The 16,886-nt window shown below is 68.2% G+C and carries 18 protein-coding genes; 10 read left to right on the top strand and 8 right to left on the bottom strand.

The window, feature by feature from the left end; all coding sequences use genetic code 11:
* Positions 1-40 precede the first annotated feature (40 nt).
* The 5 genes from UUA_RS14225 to UUA_RS14205 form a co-directional block, all read right to left on the bottom strand.
* Positions 41-1,645, bottom strand: a complete 1,605-nt coding sequence (locus UUA_RS14225; RefSeq protein WP_008438093.1) for an MFS transporter — start codon at positions 1,643-1,645, stop codon at positions 41-43.
* A 92-nt stretch (positions 1,646-1,737) separates the two neighbouring features.
* Positions 1,738-2,067, bottom strand: coding sequence for a hypothetical protein (locus tag UUA_RS14220; RefSeq protein WP_008438092.1), 330 nt, complete (start codon positions 2,065-2,067; stop codon positions 1,738-1,740).
* An 86-nt stretch (positions 2,068-2,153) separates the two neighbouring features.
* Positions 2,154-2,822 carry a glutathione S-transferase family protein gene (locus tag UUA_RS14215; protein WP_008438091.1) on the bottom strand — a complete coding sequence of 223 codons (669 nt, stop codon included), beginning with the start codon at positions 2,820-2,822 and terminating at the stop codon, positions 2,154-2,156.
* Between the two features lie 37 nt (positions 2,823-2,859).
* Entirely contained in the window at positions 2,860-4,677 is a 1,818-nt protein-coding gene (locus tag UUA_RS14210) for a family 43 glycosylhydrolase (RefSeq protein WP_238533032.1), read from the bottom strand.
* A gap of 307 nt (positions 4,678-4,984) precedes the next feature.
* Positions 4,985-5,902 carry an arginine deiminase-related protein gene (locus UUA_RS14205; protein WP_008438089.1) on the bottom strand — a complete coding sequence of 306 codons (918 nt, stop codon included), beginning with the start codon at positions 5,900-5,902 and terminating at the stop codon, positions 4,985-4,987.
* Between the two features lie 224 nt (positions 5,903-6,126).
* Here UUA_RS14205 and UUA_RS14200 point away from each other — a divergent pair, with 224 nt between their 5' ends.
* The gene (locus tag UUA_RS14200) at positions 6,127-6,429 is read left to right on the top strand and encodes a DUF3247 family protein (RefSeq protein ID WP_008438088.1); all 303 of its coding nucleotides are present in this window, start codon (positions 6,127-6,129) and stop codon (positions 6,427-6,429) included.
* 250 nt (positions 6,430-6,679) lie between these two features.
* Here UUA_RS14200 and UUA_RS14195 read toward each other — a convergent pair whose 3' ends face one another.
* Positions 6,680-8,509 carry an FAD-binding oxidoreductase gene (locus UUA_RS14195; RefSeq protein WP_008438087.1) on the bottom strand — a complete coding sequence of 610 codons (1,830 nt, stop codon included), beginning with the start codon at positions 8,507-8,509 and terminating at the stop codon, positions 6,680-6,682.
* Positions 8,510-8,666: 157 nt separating this feature from the next.
* Here UUA_RS14195 and UUA_RS14190 point away from each other — a divergent pair, with 157 nt between their 5' ends.
* The 3 genes from UUA_RS14190 to UUA_RS14180 all read left to right on the top strand — a co-directional run bounded on the left by UUA_RS14190 (position 8,667) and on the right by UUA_RS14180 (position 10,853).
* A complete protein-coding gene (locus UUA_RS14190; protein ID WP_039954130.1) occupies positions 8,667-9,533 on the top strand; it encodes a LytTR family DNA-binding domain-containing protein in 867 nt (288 codons plus the stop codon).
* Positions 9,534-9,603: 70 nt separating this feature from the next.
* Positions 9,604-10,338, top strand: a complete 735-nt coding sequence (locus UUA_RS14185) for a hypothetical protein (RefSeq protein ID WP_008438085.1) — start codon at positions 9,604-9,606, stop codon at positions 10,336-10,338.
* A gap of 62 nt (positions 10,339-10,400) precedes the next feature.
* Positions 10,401-10,853 carry a DUF6491 family protein gene (locus UUA_RS14180; protein ID WP_008438084.1) on the top strand — a complete coding sequence of 151 codons (453 nt, stop codon included), beginning with the start codon at positions 10,401-10,403 and terminating at the stop codon, positions 10,851-10,853.
* A 269-nt stretch (positions 10,854-11,122) separates the two neighbouring features.
* Here the strand turns inward: UUA_RS14180 and UUA_RS14175 are convergent, their stop codons facing one another.
* Positions 11,123-11,944, bottom strand: coding sequence for a ferritin-like domain-containing protein (locus tag UUA_RS14175; protein ID WP_008438083.1), 822 nt, complete (start codon positions 11,942-11,944; stop codon positions 11,123-11,125).
* Between the two features lie 136 nt (positions 11,945-12,080).
* Entirely contained in the window at positions 12,081-12,497 is a 417-nt protein-coding gene (locus UUA_RS14170; protein WP_008438082.1) for a universal stress protein, read from the bottom strand.
* A gap of 234 nt (positions 12,498-12,731) precedes the next feature.
* Between UUA_RS14170 and UUA_RS14165 the strand changes: the two genes are divergently transcribed.
* The 6 genes from UUA_RS14165 to UUA_RS14140 all read left to right on the top strand — a co-directional run bounded on the left by UUA_RS14165 (position 12,732) and on the right by UUA_RS14140 (position 16,797).
* On the top strand, positions 12,732-13,190 hold the full coding sequence (locus UUA_RS14165) for a hypothetical protein (protein WP_008438081.1): 459 nt from the start codon (positions 12,732-12,734) through the stop codon (positions 13,188-13,190).
* Between the two features lie 179 nt (positions 13,191-13,369).
* Positions 13,370-13,846 (top strand): hypothetical protein, encoded by a 477-nt coding sequence (locus UUA_RS14160; RefSeq protein ID WP_008438080.1) that lies wholly within the window; start codon positions 13,370-13,372, stop codon positions 13,844-13,846.
* A gap of 88 nt (positions 13,847-13,934) precedes the next feature.
* Complete coding sequence (locus tag UUA_RS14155; protein WP_039954128.1) at positions 13,935-14,822, top strand: energy transducer TonB; 888 nt, start codon at positions 13,935-13,937, stop codon at positions 14,820-14,822.
* Positions 14,823-14,927: 105 nt separating this feature from the next.
* On the top strand, positions 14,928-15,671 hold the full coding sequence (locus UUA_RS14150) for a DUF2884 family protein (RefSeq protein WP_008438064.1): 744 nt from the start codon (positions 14,928-14,930) through the stop codon (positions 15,669-15,671).
* 97 nt (positions 15,672-15,768) lie between these two features.
* Positions 15,769-16,209, top strand: coding sequence for a ferritin family protein (locus tag UUA_RS14145; RefSeq protein WP_008438061.1), 441 nt, complete (start codon positions 15,769-15,771; stop codon positions 16,207-16,209).
* A gap of 12 nt (positions 16,210-16,221) precedes the next feature.
* Positions 16,222-16,797 carry a DUF924 family protein gene (locus UUA_RS14140; protein WP_008438060.1) on the top strand — a complete coding sequence of 192 codons (576 nt, stop codon included), beginning with the start codon at positions 16,222-16,224 and terminating at the stop codon, positions 16,795-16,797.
* Positions 16,798-16,886 lie beyond the last annotated feature (89 nt).

Here is a 16,886-nt window from a genome sequence, read left to right as displayed (position 1 = left end):
AACGCCAGGAAAGCCGCCGCGAGGCGGCTTTTCCTTGCAACTATTCCGACAGTGCCTGCTGGATCGCTTCCAGCCCGTGCCCGCGCGTCTCGATGCCGCTGCGCGCAAGCATCCAGCCGGCCAGCACCATCGGCAGCGCGAGCAGCAGCGCCGACAGCATGAAGTGCTCGAACAGGCCGGCCACGCCGATCAGTGCGCCGAGGATGCCGCCGAATTTCGAGCCGCCGGCGATCAGCCCCGCGCCGGTACTGCGCAGGTGCACCGGGTAGATCTCCGCCGCGTACGGAATCAGCGTGGCGACCACCCCGCTGATGCACAGCAGCAGCGCCACCGTGCCTGCCGTGGTGAGCGCGGTCGAGCGCAGGTCGACCAGCGCGATGGCGAAGAAGAACAGCAGCGACAGCGCGGTCAGCGCGATGAACAGCACCAGGCTGCGGATGCTGCTCCAGCGCTGGTAGGCCCACACCACCACGCCGATGCCGGGCAGGGCAATGATCGCCGAGCGCGCCAGCAGCGCCGCGCTGGCCTGCGCGTCGATGCCCAGCGCCACCAGGTTCGCCGGCAGCCATAGCAGGAAGCCGAAGTTCGCCAGGCCCCAGGCCACCGCGCATACCATCAGGCCCCAGCTGATCGCCGCATGCCGGCCGCGCAGCAACTGGCGCATGCTGGTGCGTGCAGGCGCGTGCGACGGCGCGTGGGCGGCGTCGCACGCAGGCGCGGAGGCCACTGGCGCCACGCCGCCCGAGAAGCGCTGCAGCACCGCGCGCGCCTGATCCTCCAGACCGGCCAGGGCGAGGAAGCGCGGTGACTCGGGGATATAGCGGTTGAGCAGGATGATCAGCGCGCCGGTGGGCAGGTTGAGCAGCCACAGCGAGCGCCAGCTCCACGCCGGCTCGAACAGCGCGGCGGCACCCGAGGCCAGCAGGTAGCCGGCCGAGGTGCCGACGCCGCCCAGCGCCACCAGCAACCAGCCGCGGTGGCGGGTCGGGATGGTCTCGGCCATCAGGGTGAAGGTGATCGGCAGCATGCCGCCGGCGGCCGCGCCCATCATGAAGCACATCACCAGGTTCCAGCCGAAGCTCGGCATCGCGCCGCAGATCGCGGTACCCATGAACATCAGCGCCGACAGCAGGATCGTCGCGCGGCGGCCGAACAGGTCGCCGAGCCGGCCCCACACGATCGAGCCGACCACGGTACCGGTCAGTGCCGACAACGCCAGCCAGCCGGCGGTCGCGCCGCTGATGCCGTACTCGGCCGACAGCCCCGGCATCACGAAACCGATCGTGGCCGGCTTCATCACGTCCACCGCCAGCGCGATGGTCAGCACCGCCACCAGTTTCCAGTGCTCGCGGTTGAGCGGCACGTGGTCGGCGGCGTGGAATGGCAGCGGCTCGCGGTCGGGGTGCAGCGTGCGCCGCATCTGCTGCAGCCGCGGCATCAGGCCATAGCCGGCGAGCAGCACGCCGAGCGGCACCAGCGCCATGCCGGCCAGCATCAGGTTGTCCATCGGCATGCCGGCGAGGCGGAAGTGCATCGGCGCGGCCATCGCCAGCATCGGCAGATGCGCCAGCACGCCGGCGATCACCATGGCGCAGCCGAGCCAGAACGCCACCGGGTGGTGGAAGGTGAGGTCCCTCGAACGCATGCATCCGCCCCTGACATACAGGCGGCCAGCATACCGCGGCGGGCACGCACCGCTGCGCTGCTCCGCGTGCGCGTTCTAAGGGTGCGCGGCGCTCACTCGTCGTCGTTGCGGAACACGCGGCGCAGCAGCAGGAACGCCCCGAGCGTACCGGCCACGACCGCCGCGGTGGCCAGCGGGTGGCGGTTTACCTGGCGGCGCAGGCGGCGGTACTGGTAGTTCGCCTCGTCGGCGAAATCCTCGGCCGCGTGCGACAGCTGACGGCCGTACGAATCGCGGCGCCGGCTCCAGCGCGAGCCCAGCTCGCGGCTGCGTTCCAGCAGGGTATGCGCGTGGTCGGCAGCGCCATCGGCGTAGCGCTGCGCCTGTTGGCCGGCGCGTTCGCCGGCATCGCGGAGCCGGCTCTCGATATCGTGGTGGCGCATGGGAGTGTTCTCCTCGGCGGGCTTCCGAGGCTGCCAGCGCCGTCGTGAGCGAGGCGTAAACAGCGCCGCGCGGCAGCGCGATCCGTTCAGCCGAGCCGGTATTCGCCGCCCTGCTGCAGCGCGCGCTGGTAAGCCGGCCGCGCGTGGATGCGTTGCAGGAAGGTGGCCAGCCGCGGGTAACGGTCGTCCAGTCCGCCGCGCGCGGCGAACGCTTCTAGCGGGAAGCTCAACTGGATGTCGGCGACGCCGAACGTGTCGCCGCCGAACCACTCGCTCTTGCCGAGTTCGCCTTCGAGGTAATCCAGGTGCAGTTTCAGCTGCGGGTCGACGAAGCCGCCCTGCACCTTGCGCGCGATGCCCCTTGCGACGGGCTTCGCGAAGAACGGCATCGGCGTCGTCTCGATCCTGCGGAACACCAGCTTCAGCAGCAGCGGCGGCATCGCCGAGCCTTCGGCGTAGTGCAGCCAGTAGTTGCAGCGCAGCCGCTCGGGCGTGCCGGGCGCGGGGATCAGCCTGGCTGCACCGTAGCGGTCGGCAAGGTATTCCACGATCGCGCCGGACTCGGCCAGGGTGAGTTCGCCGTCGGTGATCATCGGCGACTTGCCCAGCGGGTGGATCGCGCGCAATGCCGGCGGCGCCAGCATGGTCTGCGGATCGCGCTGGTAGCGCCTGATCTCGTATGGCACGCCGAGTTCTTCCAGCAGCCACAGGATGCGTTGCGAACGCGAGTTGTTGAGGTGGTGGACGACGATCATCCACGCATCAGAGCGCACTGCACGGGGGCACGCAAGCTCAGGGCTGCAGCGTGGCGACCCGCGACAGCGTCGACACGCCGCGTTCGTCGAACGCCTCGACCGCCACGACGTAGGCCACGCCCTTGTTCAATGCGTGCAGGGTCAGTCGTGCCGGCTGGTCGGCGAAGCGCTGGTACGTCTCGTGCAGGCGATCGGCGGCCAGCCCCCAGCGCACGTTGTAGCCGACCGCGCCGGGCACCGGTTGCCAGACGACCTCGGCATCGCGGGTGTCGGCCAGGCGGCGGGCGGAAACCAGCACCGGCGCCGGTGGCGGCGGGCCGTCGGCGTTGCCGAACACGCGCAGGTCGGAGATCGCCAGCGTGCGTGCGCCGACGTGGCCGTGCACGTAGCGCAGGTAGCGGATGCGTGCCGGATGGTCGAGTTCGAGATAGGCGTTCGGCCGGTCGCGGGTTTCGTGCGAGAGGTCGGCCAGGGTGGTCCATCGCCTGCCGTCCGCCGAGCCGTCGAGGCGGAACCGGGTGACGATGTCGGGCGCGTCGCCGTAGCGGCCGGAGCGGTAGTCGGCGTAGTCCACCTGCACGGCGCGCACCGTGCGCGGGCCGCCCAGGTCGAGCGTGAGCGTCTGTCCGGCGGTGTTGCTTGCCGCCGCCCAGAACGTGCGGGGGTTCTCGTCGGTGACGGCGGAGGGCGGGTGTTGCGGCAGTTGCGACGAAGCGTGCGCGGACTTGCGGTACGACAGCAGCATCCAGCCGGTGAAGGTGCTCTCGCCCTCGCCCAGCGCATGGTCGGGCATGCGCTGCGGGAAATCGCCAAAGCGCGTGTCGACCCACATCTGGCCGTCCGCGTGGAAGCCGGCGGGGAACAGTTCGATGCGCCGTTCGAACGTCCAGTTCAGGCCCACCCACATGGTGCCGCTGTTCCACCAGTTGCCATGCGCGTCCTGGAAAGTGGAGCCGTGCCCGGCGCCGGTGGCGAAGCCGCCGGGCTTGTAGCCGACCGGGTTGTATGGCGCGTGGGTGAATGGTCCCAGCGGGTTGCTGCCGACGTAAACGCCGGTGGCGTACACGTTGTACTCGGTGCCCGGCGCGGCGTACTGCAGGTAGTAGCGGTCGCCGTGTCGGTTGATCCAGGCACCCTCGACAAAGGGCGCGATGCGGGTGTCAGCGTGGTCCTGTCCGAAGCGTTCCCAGCCATGCGTGGCGGGGTCGGCCTTGAGCAGCGCGGCCGGCGTGGTGACGAAGGCCATCCGCTTGCCTTCGCCCTCGTCGGCGTGGTCCAGCGCCAGGTCGATCTGCGCGCCGTACAACGGAAAGACGTTGGAGGAATCCCAGTACAGATAGGTCTTGCCGTCCTCGTCGCGGAACAGGCTCGGGTCCCACGGACCAGGCGGCAGGTCGCCCGGCTTCATTTCGCTCTCGTGCCCGGCCCATACCGCGCCGGGTACCGCCGGCAGCAGACGCGTCCAGAACTGCCATCGACTGTGCGCCGGATCGGTCGAGTACAGCAGTGGGCGCGGCTCCATTGCGGACGACATCAGGAACAGCTTGCCGTCGGCGACCAGGGTGGCCGGCGCCACCGGGCCGTCGAACGGCCATCGGTCCGGTTGCACGAACTGCCAGTGCAGCAGGTCGGTCGAACGCCAGTAGCCGTCGGCCAGGGTCAGGAACAGGTAGTACGCGTCGCCGTAGCGCACGAACGCCGGGTCAGCGCCGGTGCGGTACGAGATGCCCTGGTTCATCTGCTCGTAGTTGTAGCGGTAGTCGATATCCAGCGGATTGGCCCAGGTGCGCGCGCCGGTGGCGGCGGGCGCGGCCCGCGCACCGGCTGCGGCCAGCGGGAGCGCGAGTACGATCAAGCGCAGCAGGCGTGTGCAGGGTATCGACACTGACATGCGCCGAGCATGCCCCGGCACTGGCGGCCGCGCAACGCGGACCTGCCTCAGTGCTTGTGAAGAAAACCACTTCCTGTGGTTTTCTTCTGTCGCGAGTCCGGCACATGTATGCATGCCATCCTGGCATGCACCCTGCGGGCCAGCCTGCGGCTGTTCAAATCCGTTCCTGATGGATTTGTCCGGACTCGCTCACGCGAATCAGGCACTGGCGTGCCCGATCCGCGCCCGGCCATTCATGGCCGGGCTTCGAGGTTGAAAAACTCACAACCTCTCAGTAAATCTCGCCCACGCAGCAGCGCAGGCTGCCGCCGGCTTTCTCGATCTCGTCCAGTTCCACCACGCCCACCGCGAAACCGTAGCCGGCCAGCGCTTCGCGCTGGGCGTCGGTGAGCGAATGGACGGCGCGGGCGCTCATCCACACGCGGTGCTCGGAGAGGGCGATCGCGTTGCCGGCGAAGGCCTGTTTCTGCGCCGGGCTCAGCCAGACCGCGCGGTCGCCACAGGCGGTGGCGATCACCCGTGCCGCGGCCGGGTTGCGGAAGCCGTCGGCGGCGATGATCGCGGCGCGGCCGGCCAGCAGGGTCAGCACCACGTTGGTGTGGTACTCGGTCTCGGCCAGCTCGAAGCAGTAGGTCAGGCGCAGGCCGAACGCCTGGTGCATCGCCTCGGCACCGGCCGGGTCGCAGCGCTCGCTGAGGCCGCAGTAGCCGATGCCGCGGGCACGGTCGATGACCAGCGAGCCGGTCAGTTCGGCGACCAGATCGCTGCGGCCGGACAGGTCGATCTCGTCGTAGCCCAGCACGGCGCCGAAGAAGCCGCGGATGTCGGCGCGCGTGGCCTCGCGCTGGCGCACCGGGTGGCGCATGCGGCCGACGATCAGCCGCCCCGGGGCGGTGGCGAACACGTTGTTCGGAAACACCGCGTCGGGCGTCGCCGGGTCACCGGGAAAGGTGATCACCGGCACGTCCACGCGCAGCGCCTGCGCCAGCGCGCCGTGCTGGGCCAGCGCCCTCAGTGGGTCGACCGCCAGGCCCAGGTCCATGTAGCGGTTGTCGCGCGCTGATTCCTGCGCCAGGGCGAATTCGGCCGGCGCCACCATAAACGCGGCCCGCGCGGTCGCCGCCGCTCCCGGCAATGGCGCCAGTGTGGCAAATGCTTCGAGGAACTCGCTCGGCGAAGTGGTGATCATGGCGCAGCTCAATGCGGGGGCGTGAAAGCATATCCGCTGCCGGTTCTTCCCGTGCGGCGGCTCCCGTTTGCCGCCTGCTGCCAGCCCGATCGTGACCCGCTACCGCGCGGCGCATGGCGTGCGGCACCCTGCCTGCCGTTCAGCTGGCGGATAGACGAATTGACGCGCGCTTGCCATGTGGCCAACCACCCTGATGCCCGATCACGTCACGCGAGGCAAATGCCATGGGCAGAGCAGCGGAACGCGTCTACACCGACCGGGCCAGCATCCAGCAGCTCGAATCGCTGGTGGAGGAACTACCGGCCAACGGCCATGTGGTGCTGCTCCTCAAGGACGGCAGCAGCTGCGATGGCGTGGTCGTCACGCGACCGAACGTGCAGATGTTCCGCGACGCCGACGAGCGCGAAGGCATCAACGCCACCGTGCGGCTGGAACGGCCCGACGTGCCGGAATGGAGCCAGCAGGTCTGGCTTGACCAGATCGTGCGGGTCGAGCATCTCGACTCGTCCATGGCCAGCGAAAACTGAGAGGTTGTGGTTTTTCAACCTCTCAGGCCGGCCACGGAGGGCTGGGCATGAAACAGTCACGCAAGTGACTGTTTCATGTGAGCGAGTCCGCGCGTGTACCGGACTCGCGACTGAAGAAAACCACAGGATGTGGTTTTCTTCCCAAGCTCTGAGAGTTCGTGAATTTTTCGGGCCCGAAGCCCGGCCAGGCGGAAGAAAACCACGGGAAGTGCTTTCCTTCACAAGCTCGGGGCGCAGGCAGTTTGGCGTTCTACATCCGCAATCGGGTGAAGCCGTCCGCGCTCCACTGCTCGCTGCCGACGCCGTGGTGCACGAAGAACAGACCGTCGGGGTCGTACCTGCGCTTCGCCGCGGCGAGGCGCGGATAGTTGCCGCCCCAGAATCCCTGCTGCCAGTCGCGCAGGAAGTAGTCGCTTTCCGAGACGTAGGAGCCAGCGTCGGGTGCCGCGGCACGCAGCGCCTCCATCGTCCTGTCGACGGCTGCCGCCCTGCGCCGCGCCATGGCCAGGTCCGGTTTCGCACCGGGCATGCCGGGAAAGGCGGGGTCGTCGCCGCTGGCGCTGATGGCCAGGGCGAAGGCGTCGAGCACCTGCGGATGGGTGGCGGTGTCGCGGGCGCGGGCGATCGCGTCGGCCGGTGCGCCGGCCAGCCCCTTGTTGAAATGCAGCGAGACACCCTGGTGCTGCACGGCCTCGAACAAGGCATCCACCAAGCGCGCCTGCCGCTCCGGCTGCAGCAGCGACGCCGGTAGCCAGGCCGACTGGTAGCCCTGGATGAACCAGCCGACCTGGTCGTGGTCGCCAGACCACAGGAAGTGGTGGCGGGGGGCGTCGGGCCGGTCGTCCGACACGATGGCGCTCGGCAGGTATTTGCGCAGGAATTCGGCGTCCCACAGATGTCGGGCGGGCGCCGCCAGCGCCTGGAACGGTTTGCTGACGTGGCAATCCCTGCGCGCATGCACCCAGTCGAGGAACGGCGCCCAGGTCTGTTCGGCCTGCTGCTGGGTGAGGCCCTGGAACACCATGGAAACTTCGAAGGTGTTGCCACCGTAGAATTTCATCTGCTCGCCCCAGTGCGGGTTGAACAGCGCGCGCTGGTAGAAGCCCACCGCCTCGGCGATCAGGGCGCGGTAAGCCGCGTCCGAGTCGGCCTTGACGGTGAGGTTGACGCCGCCGAAGAACTCGGGCAGCTCGAAGGTGCGCAGGGTCAGCCGCGTGACCACGCCCAGGCTGCCGCCACCACCGCCCTTGAGACCCCAGAACAGCTCGGGATTCGTGCAGGCATTGGCGATGCGCAGCTGGCCGTCGGCGGTTACCACTTCCGCCTCCAGCAGGTTGGATGCCGCGGTGCCCCAGCGCTTGGAGAAGCTGCCGAAGCCGCCGCTCTGGACCAAGCCGGCCACGCCCACCGTGGTGCAGCCGCCGCCCTGCACGTAGCGCCCGCCACCGGTGGTCACGGCGGCGTAGGCGTCGATCCACATCGCGCCCGCCTGCACGCTTGCCGCCGGCTGCGGCGCCAGATGGCCGGCGCAGCCTTGCGGCACGAAGGCGTCGTGCAGGCTCACCTGGTTCATGTGCCGAGTCCACACCAGCAGCGAATCCGGCGCATCCGAGGTGCCCTGGTAGCTGTGGCCGCCGCCCTTCACCACCAGTCGCAGGTGGTGCTTGCGGGCGAAGTTGACGGCCGCACCCACGTCAGCCGGGTTCTCGGCTGCCACCGCGTAGGCGCTGGGCTGCGAGCTCCAGGCATCGGCCCAGCCGCTGGTCTGGGTCAGCGCGGGGTTGTCGCCCACCGCGAACGGGTTGCCCAGCTGCTTGAGCGCCTGCGCGCAGGCGCCGTCCGGCGGCGACGCGTCGCAGTGGGCGAAAGGCGATTCCAGCTTCAGCAGCCGGCCGCCGACCTGGCGTTTCAGCTGTTCCCATTCCGCGGCCGCGGGCCAGCCCGGCTGGCCCGGGCGCAGCCGCGAGCGCAGGGTCGTCGCAAGGTTGCCGGCGCTGTGCGCCAGGGCGGTGCCGCTGCGCATCAGCAAGGGCAGCAGCGGCAGGGTGACGGCCGCTTTCAGCAAGTCGCGCCTTTTCATCGTATCGCTCCGGACTGGATGGACGGGCACCAGCATGGGCGGGTGCTGCCGTCATTCCCAGCCGGGGGTGACGGATGGCGGGCCGCCGGGGACGAAGCGACCCCGGTGCGGGACGGGGCGCGTGGGGATCTCGCCGCGGCCCCGTAGAATCGCCGGCATGAGCGAGCAGGCGGATGGTGGGTACAGGGATTTTCAGCGTTGGCCACCCTTGGTCGAGGCTGCCTTCTGGGTGGCGCTGACCATCCTCAACACGGTGTTCAACGGCCTCGTTGCGCAGATCGACCATGCCCGCACGGCGGCCTGGGAACCGTGGGTGTGGGAATCGAGCAGCGCGCTGCTGATCCTGCTGCTGATCCCCTTCGTGAGGATGGTGGAGTGGCGCTGGCCGTTTCGCTTCGATACGTGGCGTCACAGCCTGCCATGGCATCTGCTGGCCAGTGTGGCGTTCAGCCTGATCCATGTGGCCGGCATGTTCGGGCTGCGCGGGTTGGCGTATGCGGTGGTTGGCCGGCATTACCATATGGGCGCGTGGTGGCCGAACTTCGGCTACGAGTACCTGAAGGACATCCGCAGCTATTTCATCATCGTCGCGCTGATCTGCCTGTCGCGGCTGTGGCTGCTGCGCCAGCAGGGCGAGGCGAAACTGCTGGCCGCGCCGTACGAGGGTGCGCCGGTGGAGCCGGTGGAGCGGCCGGAGCGCTTCCTGGTGCGCAAGCTGGGCAAGGAATTCCTGCTCAACGCCAGCGAGATCGAGTGGCTGCAGGCTGCCGGCAATTACGTGAACCTGCACGTGCGCAGCCGCGATTATCCCCTGCGCGCCACCATGGCCGGCATCGAGGAGCGGCTGGACCCGGCGCGCTTCGTGCGGGTGCATCGCGGCTACTTCGTCAACCTCGACTACCTGGCCGAGATCGAGCCGCTGGAAACCGGCGACGCGCGCCTGCAGATGCGCGACGGCGTGAAGATTCCCTGCAGCCGGCGCCATCGCGCCGCGCTGCGCGAGCGTTTCGGCCGGCAGGATTGAACACGGACGGTTGCGCGGCGACGGCCGGTCGTTCCAAGCTAGCCGCCTGTTCCCGCCTGGCAGGTCGCCGATGAATCGTGCTTTTCTCCGTCATGTTCCGCTGGTTTTCTGCGCCGCCTGGCTGCTGGCCGGCTGCTCGCCCCAGGGCGGCGCACCGGCACCGACGGCGGAACAGCAGCAGGCCCAGGCCCAGTCGGCCGACGCGGCGCGCAACCTCGACACCTACCGCCAGCTGCTGCGCATCCGTAACGACGAGATGGCGGTGTCGATGGGCAAGGACATCGTCAAGCGGTTTCCGGACAGCGCCGCGGCGAAGGAGGTGCTGCAGACCCTGCCGGCGATCGAGCAGCGCTACACCGCGGCCAGCGAGAAGAACCGGCTGGCTGGGCTGTGGTTGTACCAGGTGGCGCCGATGGCCGGCGGCACGCAATCCACCGCCAGCATCCAGAACAGCCAGCCCGCCAGCGGCGAGCGCGTGCGGCTGGTGCTGCGCCGGCACACCGAGTGGGGCCAGAGCGTGTTCCTGTACGGCAGCAAGCCCGGCTTCGTCTGCCGCGGCAACTGCACCATCGCCGGCGAGGTCGACGGCAAGCCGGTGCGGATCAAGGCGTTCGCGCCGTCCACCGGCGAGCCGGCGCTGATGATCCGCGACGACAACGGCTTCCTCGCGATGCTGCGCAAGGCAAAGAAGATCACGCTGAACGTCACCCTGGTCGAGGGCGAGAAGAAGCAGAGCCTGGTCTACGAAGTGGGCGGCTTCGACCCGGCCAAGTGGGTCGCCGTGGGCAAACCGAAAAAGAAGTAGCGCGGTCAGCCGCAAGCCGCCTCGCGCGTTTGCATGTATCCCGCCCGATGGAGATGGATGCCATGAAAACGCCACGCCTCATGCTCGCCGCCAGCCTGCTCGGCCTGCTCGTTGCCTGCTCCAGCGTGCCTTACGCCCAGCGCGTGGGCCAGCGCCAGGCCGCCTATGCCGCGGCGGCCGGCGCGCCGGTGAACAGCTTCCGCTTCTTCAACCTGTACTCGTGGGAGCCGCTCGGCGACACCGAGCTGGCCGTCTACACGCGGCCTAACCAGGCTTGGCTGCTGGACCTCGGCGGCTGCCATGACCTGATGTTCGTCAACGCGATCGGGATCACCTCCAACGTCGGTCAGGTGATGGTCGGCTTCGACAAGGTGCTCACCGGGGCGCGCAATTTCCCCTGCACGATCACCCGCATCCGCCCGGTCGACGTGAAGAGCCTCAAGGTCGCGCAGCAGAAGCAGCGGCAGATCGAGAGTGCGGCGCGCGAAGGGCAACCGCCCGCCGCGGCGCACTGAGAGGTTGTGAATTTTTCAACCTCTCAGGCCGGCCACGGCGAGGGCATGGATGCCCGAGTGGAGGCAACGCAGGAGCGGTTGCCCGATGCCCGAGTTGAGGCAATGCCGGGAGCAGTTGCCCGAGGGCCGGGCATGAAACAGTCACGTCAGTGACATGTTTCATGTGAGCGAGTCCGCGTGTACCGGACTCGCGACTGAAGAAAACCACAGGAAGTGGTTTTCTTCACAAGCTCGGAGTCCCGTGCCGGCACCGGCTGCGCCGGCGCCGGTCAGTGCAGGAACAGCTTCTCGGTGATCTTCGCCAGCGGCTTTTCCAGCGCGTTCTGCAGGCGCGGCGGCAGGTCCAGCGGCTTGAGCAGCATCTTCACCGTCATCGCGGCCGGGATGTTCCGCCGCAGGCGGCCCTGCGCGCGATCGCTGATGCGGCGGAATTCGGCCTCGTTGCCCTGGTGCTGCGGATAGCACTGGTTGAACACGTGACGCAGCGCGATGTCGCTGTCCTCGCTCTTGATCTCGTTGACCCGGCGCAGCAGCGCGCGGAACACCTGGTAGCGACCGAAGCCCTCGCGCTCGCGGTAGCGCCGATAGTGCTGGTAGAAGTACTTGAAATGGCGCACCTCGTCGCTCTTGATGTGGTTGGTCAGCTGCTTCAGCACCGGTTCGTCGGTGATGTCGTTGAGCGCGCGGTACAGGCTGGCGGTGCCGGTTTCCACCACGCAGCGCGCGGCCAGCTCCAGCCCGCGGCACGACTCCAGCTGCTCGGCGGTGCACACCGCGCCGTACTCGTTCCAGAACGTGGCGAAGCCCTTGTCCCAGTCGAACTCCGGCCAGACCTTGCGTACGTACGCGGCCAGCGCGCGGCCGTGCTGCAGTTCTTCCTGCTCCCAGTGCTGGCGGAGCCAGCCGCCCAGCTCCTCGTCGCCGGCGAAATGGTCGATCAGGTTGCTCGCGTACAGGTCCGAGCCGCTTTCGACGAAGGACGCGCTGCACAGCAGGAAGAACAGGTCTTCGTCGTGGCGCACGCAGGCGACCTCGATGCGGTCGAGGTCGATGCTTTCCAGGGTCCAGGGCAGGTCGGCAGCTTGGCTCAAGGCAGGTTTCCCCGTATGGCGATGGCCGCGGCAGCGGCAAGGCGCTTCCTGACGGCCCGTGGGATGACAGCACGATGACAGAGCATACGGCGTGGTCGCGGCAACGGATTAACGCCGGCCGACTTGCCGCTTCTGCTCAACGCACCACCGTCACCGGCACGTGGGCGCGCGCCAGCACGTTGCCGGATACCGACCCGAGCAGCCAGCGCGCCAACGCGCCGCGTTCGGTATGGCCGATCACGATGTGGTCCACGCCATGCTGCTCGATCTGGTTCAGCAGCACGTCGCCGGGGCTGCCCAGGGTGAGTTCGACGTCGATCAGCTCGGCCGCGTCAGGCACGATCGCGGTCAGTTCTTCAAGCAGTTCCCGCGCGCGTTCGGTGCCGTTGTCGGCCATCAGCAAGGCGCAGGCGTCGGCGCCGCCCTCGGTGACCTGCAGCACCGAGACCACGCGCACGCGACCGTGGCTGCAGCGGGCGAGCTCGACCGCAAACTCGAACGCGCGGCGGGAGGCATCCGAACCGTCGTAACCGACCAGTGAATACTTGACCATGATGCCCTTCGCCTCGCCGACCGCCGTTGCAGGACGAGTCTATGCGTGGCGTCCGCCGCGCGACAACCATGGGCGCTCTTCGGCGGTCCATGGCGAGAAGCTGAACGGTCGTCGGGCTTCTGCACATGATTGTCACATCGCCGTGCACACTCTGCGCTCACCTCGCCGCGGCTGCCGCTCCGCCTTGCCTCCGCGGCGCACCAACTCACCTGCAGAACGCGAAAGGAGACGACGATGATCAAGCATACGTTTGGAATGGCCGCGCTGATAATCGCCTGCGCGGGCGCCATGACCGCGCTGCCGACCAGCAACGCACGGGCCGCCGAGGCCTCGGTGAAATGCGACCTGGTGTACAACCTGTCCGGCTGGTCGCTGATCTACAAGCATGCCGAAGGCACCGGCACGGTCACCTGCAGCAACGGCCAGCGCGCGAACGTGAAGATCGCCGTGGTCGGCGGCGGCCTTACCGCCGGCAAATACCACATCGACAACGGCAAGGGCGAGATCAGCAAGGTGCACGACATCGCCGACATCTACGGCAACTATGCGCAGGCCGGCGCCGAAGCCGGCGTGGTCAAGAGCGGCACCGCGCAGCTGCTGACCAAGGGCACCACCTCGCTGGCGTTGTCCGGCACCGGCGAAGGCGTCAACCTGGGCATCTCGGTGGGCAAGTTCACCATCAGCAGGAAATGATGCGTGCCGGGGTGACAAAGAAGGGCGCCGCACGGCGCCCTTCTTCTTGGACGCGGTAAACTTGGGCGGCCTGCAACCGTGCCTTTCCCGAATCGAGAATCCGTGATGCGCCGTCCCTGCCGTTTGCCTGCTCCGGCTCCGCTATATGCCCGTGCGTGCCGCCAGAAGGCGGCCGCCTGATGCCGCCGGCGGTGCGCAACGACACCGTGCCGGCACGACGCTTCGCGGCCTGGGCCATCGGCCCGTGGGTGCTGCTGTTGTTTGCTGCGCTGGGCTTCGTGCAGTACCTGCGGCATGGCGAGTACGCGTATCTGGCCGCCTCGCTGCTGGTCATCGTGGCCTGCGCCGGCGGCATCCTGCGCCAGGCGTGGGCGCGCCCGGTACTGCAGCTGCTGGCCATGCTGCTGGCCGCGTGGGCGCTGGTGTCGGGTGTGCTGATGCTGCAGCAGTGGAATGACTTCGACACCGCGCGGCAGCACGCGCAGGCCCAGCCGCAAATGGGCGAGGTGACGCTATGGATGATCGCGCGCGCCGAGCGCGTGTGGCAGGTCGGCCTGGCGCTGAAAGCCGCCGCGATCCCGTTGCTGCTGTGGCTGGCCTGGCAGCTTGGCCGGCCGGCGGTGCGGACTCAGTTTCGACGATGGAGCTCACGCTGAAGAGGGGAGAGTCGGCATTGCCTGCGCGGCGCTGATTGCGCGAGCACAATACAAGGCGGTAGGCGTTCTCTGGAAAACGGGGGTACAGATGAAACGGTTGCTGATGGGATGGCTTTGCGTGTTTTTCAGCGGTGCAGTATTGGCTGACGGAGGAGTCGGCGCCGTGCGCAGGCAGGTGCAGGCCAGCATGCTGGTGACCGGTTCGATCGTCGTGGCGCAGGATGGCAGCGTGGACAGTTACACGCTGGACAAGCAGGACAAGTTGCCGCCGCTGGTGCTTGAAGTCATCAGCAAGACTGTGCCGCACTGGAGCTTCGCTATCGATGTCGCCGACTTCCAGGAGTACATGCGCATAAGCCAGGCCAAGCTGCTCAAGACAACGATGAATCTGCGCGTGCTCGCCGTGGCCGCCGACAGTCAGCAGTACTCGGTGAGCATCAGCAAGGCATCCTTCGGCGAGGATGCCTCCGCCGAGGGGAAAGCTTCCAGCGACAGGCTTACCGGGAAAAGCCTGGCCGCGCCACGTTATCCATCGAAGTCCTTGCACGATGGCGTGGGCGGCACCGTCTATGTGGAGGTGCGCATTGGACGCGACGGCAGGGTCGAGGATCAGGTTGCCCGCCAAGTCAATCTGCACGTTATTGCAACCGAGAGCAGCATGGCGATTTTCCGGAAGGATCTCGCCAACGCTGCCGTAGAGGCTGCGCGGCACTGGAAATTCAACCCGCCAACCTCAGGCAGGGAGGCCGGCTTGCAGCATTGGTACGCCTTGATTCCGGTGAATTTCTGTCCGGATGTCCGTTGCGCCCAAGAGGCGTATGGCAAGTGGGTGGGTTATGTGCCCGGGCCCAATACGCCAGCGCCATGGCATGACGATCCCGGGGCACTCGCCGAGAATTCGGACGCCATGCCCGCAGGCGTGGCTTTCCAGCCGGATCGGCGATTGAAGCTGCTCACCTCGCTGGACAACAGCTGAGGAGCCGGCGGACCTCGAACGTCTCGCGCGTGTAGCGTGGTTCAGTAGGGGTTATCGAGCGAGCATATATTGCTGATCGACGTCATTCGTCCCGGAGCCTCATCCATGCGTCGACTTGCCCTGGTCGTCCTTCTGCTGTTGGTGACAAGCCTGCACGCGCAGGACCTGGCGACGACCTGCCACGCCAGCAGCAGCTACGACGTCACCCTGAAGCCCGACAGCTTGCTGTTCGATCGGCCGTCGCCGGCGCCGTTCCACGTCGAGCTGCAGCACGGTGCGCTGCGCACCGACGGCGCCGTGGTGAAGTTGAATGCGGAGGACGAGGACCGTATGGCGGTGTTCGAGCGCGAGCTGCGCGCGCTGGCGCCGCGGGTGCGCACGGTGGCGCGCAACGGCGTGGACATCGCCGCGCAGGCGTTGCGTGCGGAAGCCGAGGGCATGGGCCTGGGTGCCGATACCCGTGCCGAATTCAACCGTAGGCTGGGCGCGCATGCGGCCGACCTGAAGCGGCGTATCTCGGTCAGCCAGAGCACACACGACTGGCAGGGTGACGCCGCCACCCAGGCGATGAACCAGATCGCTGACGACCTGTTGCCGCTGCTGGCGGCCGACCTCGGGCAGCAGGCGGTCAACGCCGCGCTGGCCGGCGACCTGCAGACCGCCGCCAGCCTGCGCGACCGCGCCGCCGACCTTGCCACCGCGTTGCGCCCGCGTCTGCAAGCGCGCCTGCAGGTGCTGCGCCCGCAGGTCGAGGCGCTGTGCCCGTCGATCCAGCGGCTGGCGGCCCTGCAGCAGGGCGTGCGCGGCGGCAACGGCCAGCCGCTGAATCTGCTGCAGGTCGGACAGTGAGTGAGGCTGACCGGCGGGCACTCGCTCGCCCGGGGTTAATCTGCGGCTAAGTGGGCCGGGGCGAGGATGGCGCACCGTCCATGGCCACCGATCCCGCATGCCGCTGCAGTTGCCTGCCTCCACCTGCAATGCCCTGATCCGGCGCAGCATCGACCTGCGCCAGCTCTATCGGCATGCCGCGACGGCCTGCGAGCCCGGCCTGCGCATGGTGCTGAACGACAACGCGCACACGCTGGATTTGCTGGTCGCCGACCTGCAGGCGCCGCTTTCCGACCGTGGCGCCCGGCCGTGTCGGCGCGGCAGCTGGCATGGTGTCGTACACCGCCATCTGGCCGGCTGGCTGATGCGCAGCGCCGCACGCCGCGACCATGCCTGGATCCATCTGCTGGCGCACGACGAGAGCATGCTGCTGCGCCGCTTCGAGCAAGCCATCGCCGCGGCGCCGGTGGGGTCGGTGCTGGTGCTGCGCCGGCAACTGCCGCGCTTGCGCGGCATCCACCTGGACATGCACAGTCTGGGCGGTAGCGCACGCTATTGAACGAGGTTGCTGATGCCGACGACCGCGCAGGACGTGCTGGATTTCTGGTTCGCCGAGGCGAATGCTGCCCGCTGGTTCGTTGTCGATGACACCTTCGACGCACAGATCCGCGAACGCTTCGGCGCCGCCGCACAAGGCGCCGCCGAAGGGCGCCTGGACGACTGGGCGCACACCCCGCCGGGCTGGCTGGCGCTGCTGATCCTGCTCGACCAGTTCCCGCGCAACCTGTACCGCAACGACCCGCGCGCCTGGGCGGCGGACGCCGGTGCGCAGCGTATGGCGCTGTCGGGGCTGGCCCGTGGTGACGACCGGCAACTGCCCGCCGTGCAGCGCGTGTTCGCCTACCTGCCGCTGGAGCATGCCGAGGATCTGGCGCTGCAGCGGCGTTCGGTGGCGTTGTTCGAGGCGCTGGCGGCGGAAGCGGAGGCCGAACAACGACCGCTTTTCGACGATTACGTGGATTATGCTCGGCGCCACCACCAGGTGATCGCGCGTTTCGGCCGCTTCCCTCACCGCAACGCCGTCCTCGGTCGTCCCAGCACGCCGGAAGAACTGCACTACCTGGCGCAGCCAGGTGCCGGTTTCTGAGGTACGGGACGACCCGTGGACTGCGACGCCACGGCAATCGTTCCAACCGGATCATTCCAACGGGATCATTCCAATCGGACCAGGGAGCA

This window comes from Rhodanobacter thiooxydans LCS2 (assembly GCF_000264375.1).
GTDB lineage: Bacteria > Pseudomonadota > Gammaproteobacteria > Xanthomonadales > Rhodanobacteraceae > Rhodanobacter > Rhodanobacter thiooxydans.
The sequence above is the reverse complement of the archived record's forward strand: the minus strand, read 5'-3'. Positions and strand labels throughout refer to the sequence as shown.

What these genes read in the sequence shown, in the direction of transcription:
- UUA_RS14225 (WP_008438093.1), bottom strand. Translation starts at nt 1,645, where the DNA reads ATGCGTTCGAGGGACCTCACCTTCCACCACCCGGTGGCGTTCTGGCTC.
- UUA_RS14220 (WP_008438092.1), bottom strand. Translation starts at nt 2,067, where the DNA reads ATGCGCCACCACGATATCGAGAGCCGGCTCCGCGATGCCGGCGAACGC.
- UUA_RS14215 (WP_008438091.1), bottom strand. Translation starts at nt 2,822, where the DNA reads ATGATCGTCGTCCACCACCTCAACAACTCGCGTTCGCAACGCATCCTG.
- UUA_RS14205 (WP_008438089.1), bottom strand. Translation starts at nt 5,902, where the DNA reads ATGATCACCACTTCGCCGAGCGAGTTCCTCGAAGCATTTGCCACACTG.
- UUA_RS14200 (WP_008438088.1), top strand. Translation starts at nt 6,127, where the DNA reads ATGGGCAGAGCAGCGGAACGCGTCTACACCGACCGGGCCAGCATCCAG.
- UUA_RS14195 (WP_008438087.1), bottom strand. Translation starts at nt 8,509, where the DNA reads ATGAAAAGGCGCGACTTGCTGAAAGCGGCCGTCACCCTGCCGCTGCTG.
- UUA_RS14190 (WP_039954130.1), top strand. Translation starts at nt 8,667, where the DNA reads ATGAGCGAGCAGGCGGATGGTGGGTACAGGGATTTTCAGCGTTGGCCA.
- UUA_RS14185 (WP_008438085.1), top strand. Translation starts at nt 9,604, where the DNA reads ATGAATCGTGCTTTTCTCCGTCATGTTCCGCTGGTTTTCTGCGCCGCC.
- UUA_RS14180 (WP_008438084.1), top strand. Translation starts at nt 10,401, where the DNA reads ATGAAAACGCCACGCCTCATGCTCGCCGCCAGCCTGCTCGGCCTGCTC.
- UUA_RS14170 (WP_008438082.1), bottom strand. Translation starts at nt 12,497, where the DNA reads ATGGTCAAGTATTCACTGGTCGGTTACGACGGTTCGGATGCCTCCCGC.
- UUA_RS14165 (WP_008438081.1), top strand. Translation starts at nt 12,732, where the DNA reads ATGATCAAGCATACGTTTGGAATGGCCGCGCTGATAATCGCCTGCGCG.
- UUA_RS14160 (WP_008438080.1), top strand. Translation starts at nt 13,370, where the DNA reads ATGCCGCCGGCGGTGCGCAACGACACCGTGCCGGCACGACGCTTCGCG.
- UUA_RS14155 (WP_039954128.1), top strand. Translation starts at nt 13,935, where the DNA reads ATGAAACGGTTGCTGATGGGATGGCTTTGCGTGTTTTTCAGCGGTGCA.
- UUA_RS14150 (WP_008438064.1), top strand. Translation starts at nt 14,928, where the DNA reads ATGCGTCGACTTGCCCTGGTCGTCCTTCTGCTGTTGGTGACAAGCCTG.
- UUA_RS14145 (WP_008438061.1), top strand. Translation starts at nt 15,769, where the DNA reads ATGCCGCTGCAGTTGCCTGCCTCCACCTGCAATGCCCTGATCCGGCGC.
- UUA_RS14140 (WP_008438060.1), top strand. Translation starts at nt 16,222, where the DNA reads ATGCCGACGACCGCGCAGGACGTGCTGGATTTCTGGTTCGCCGAGGCG.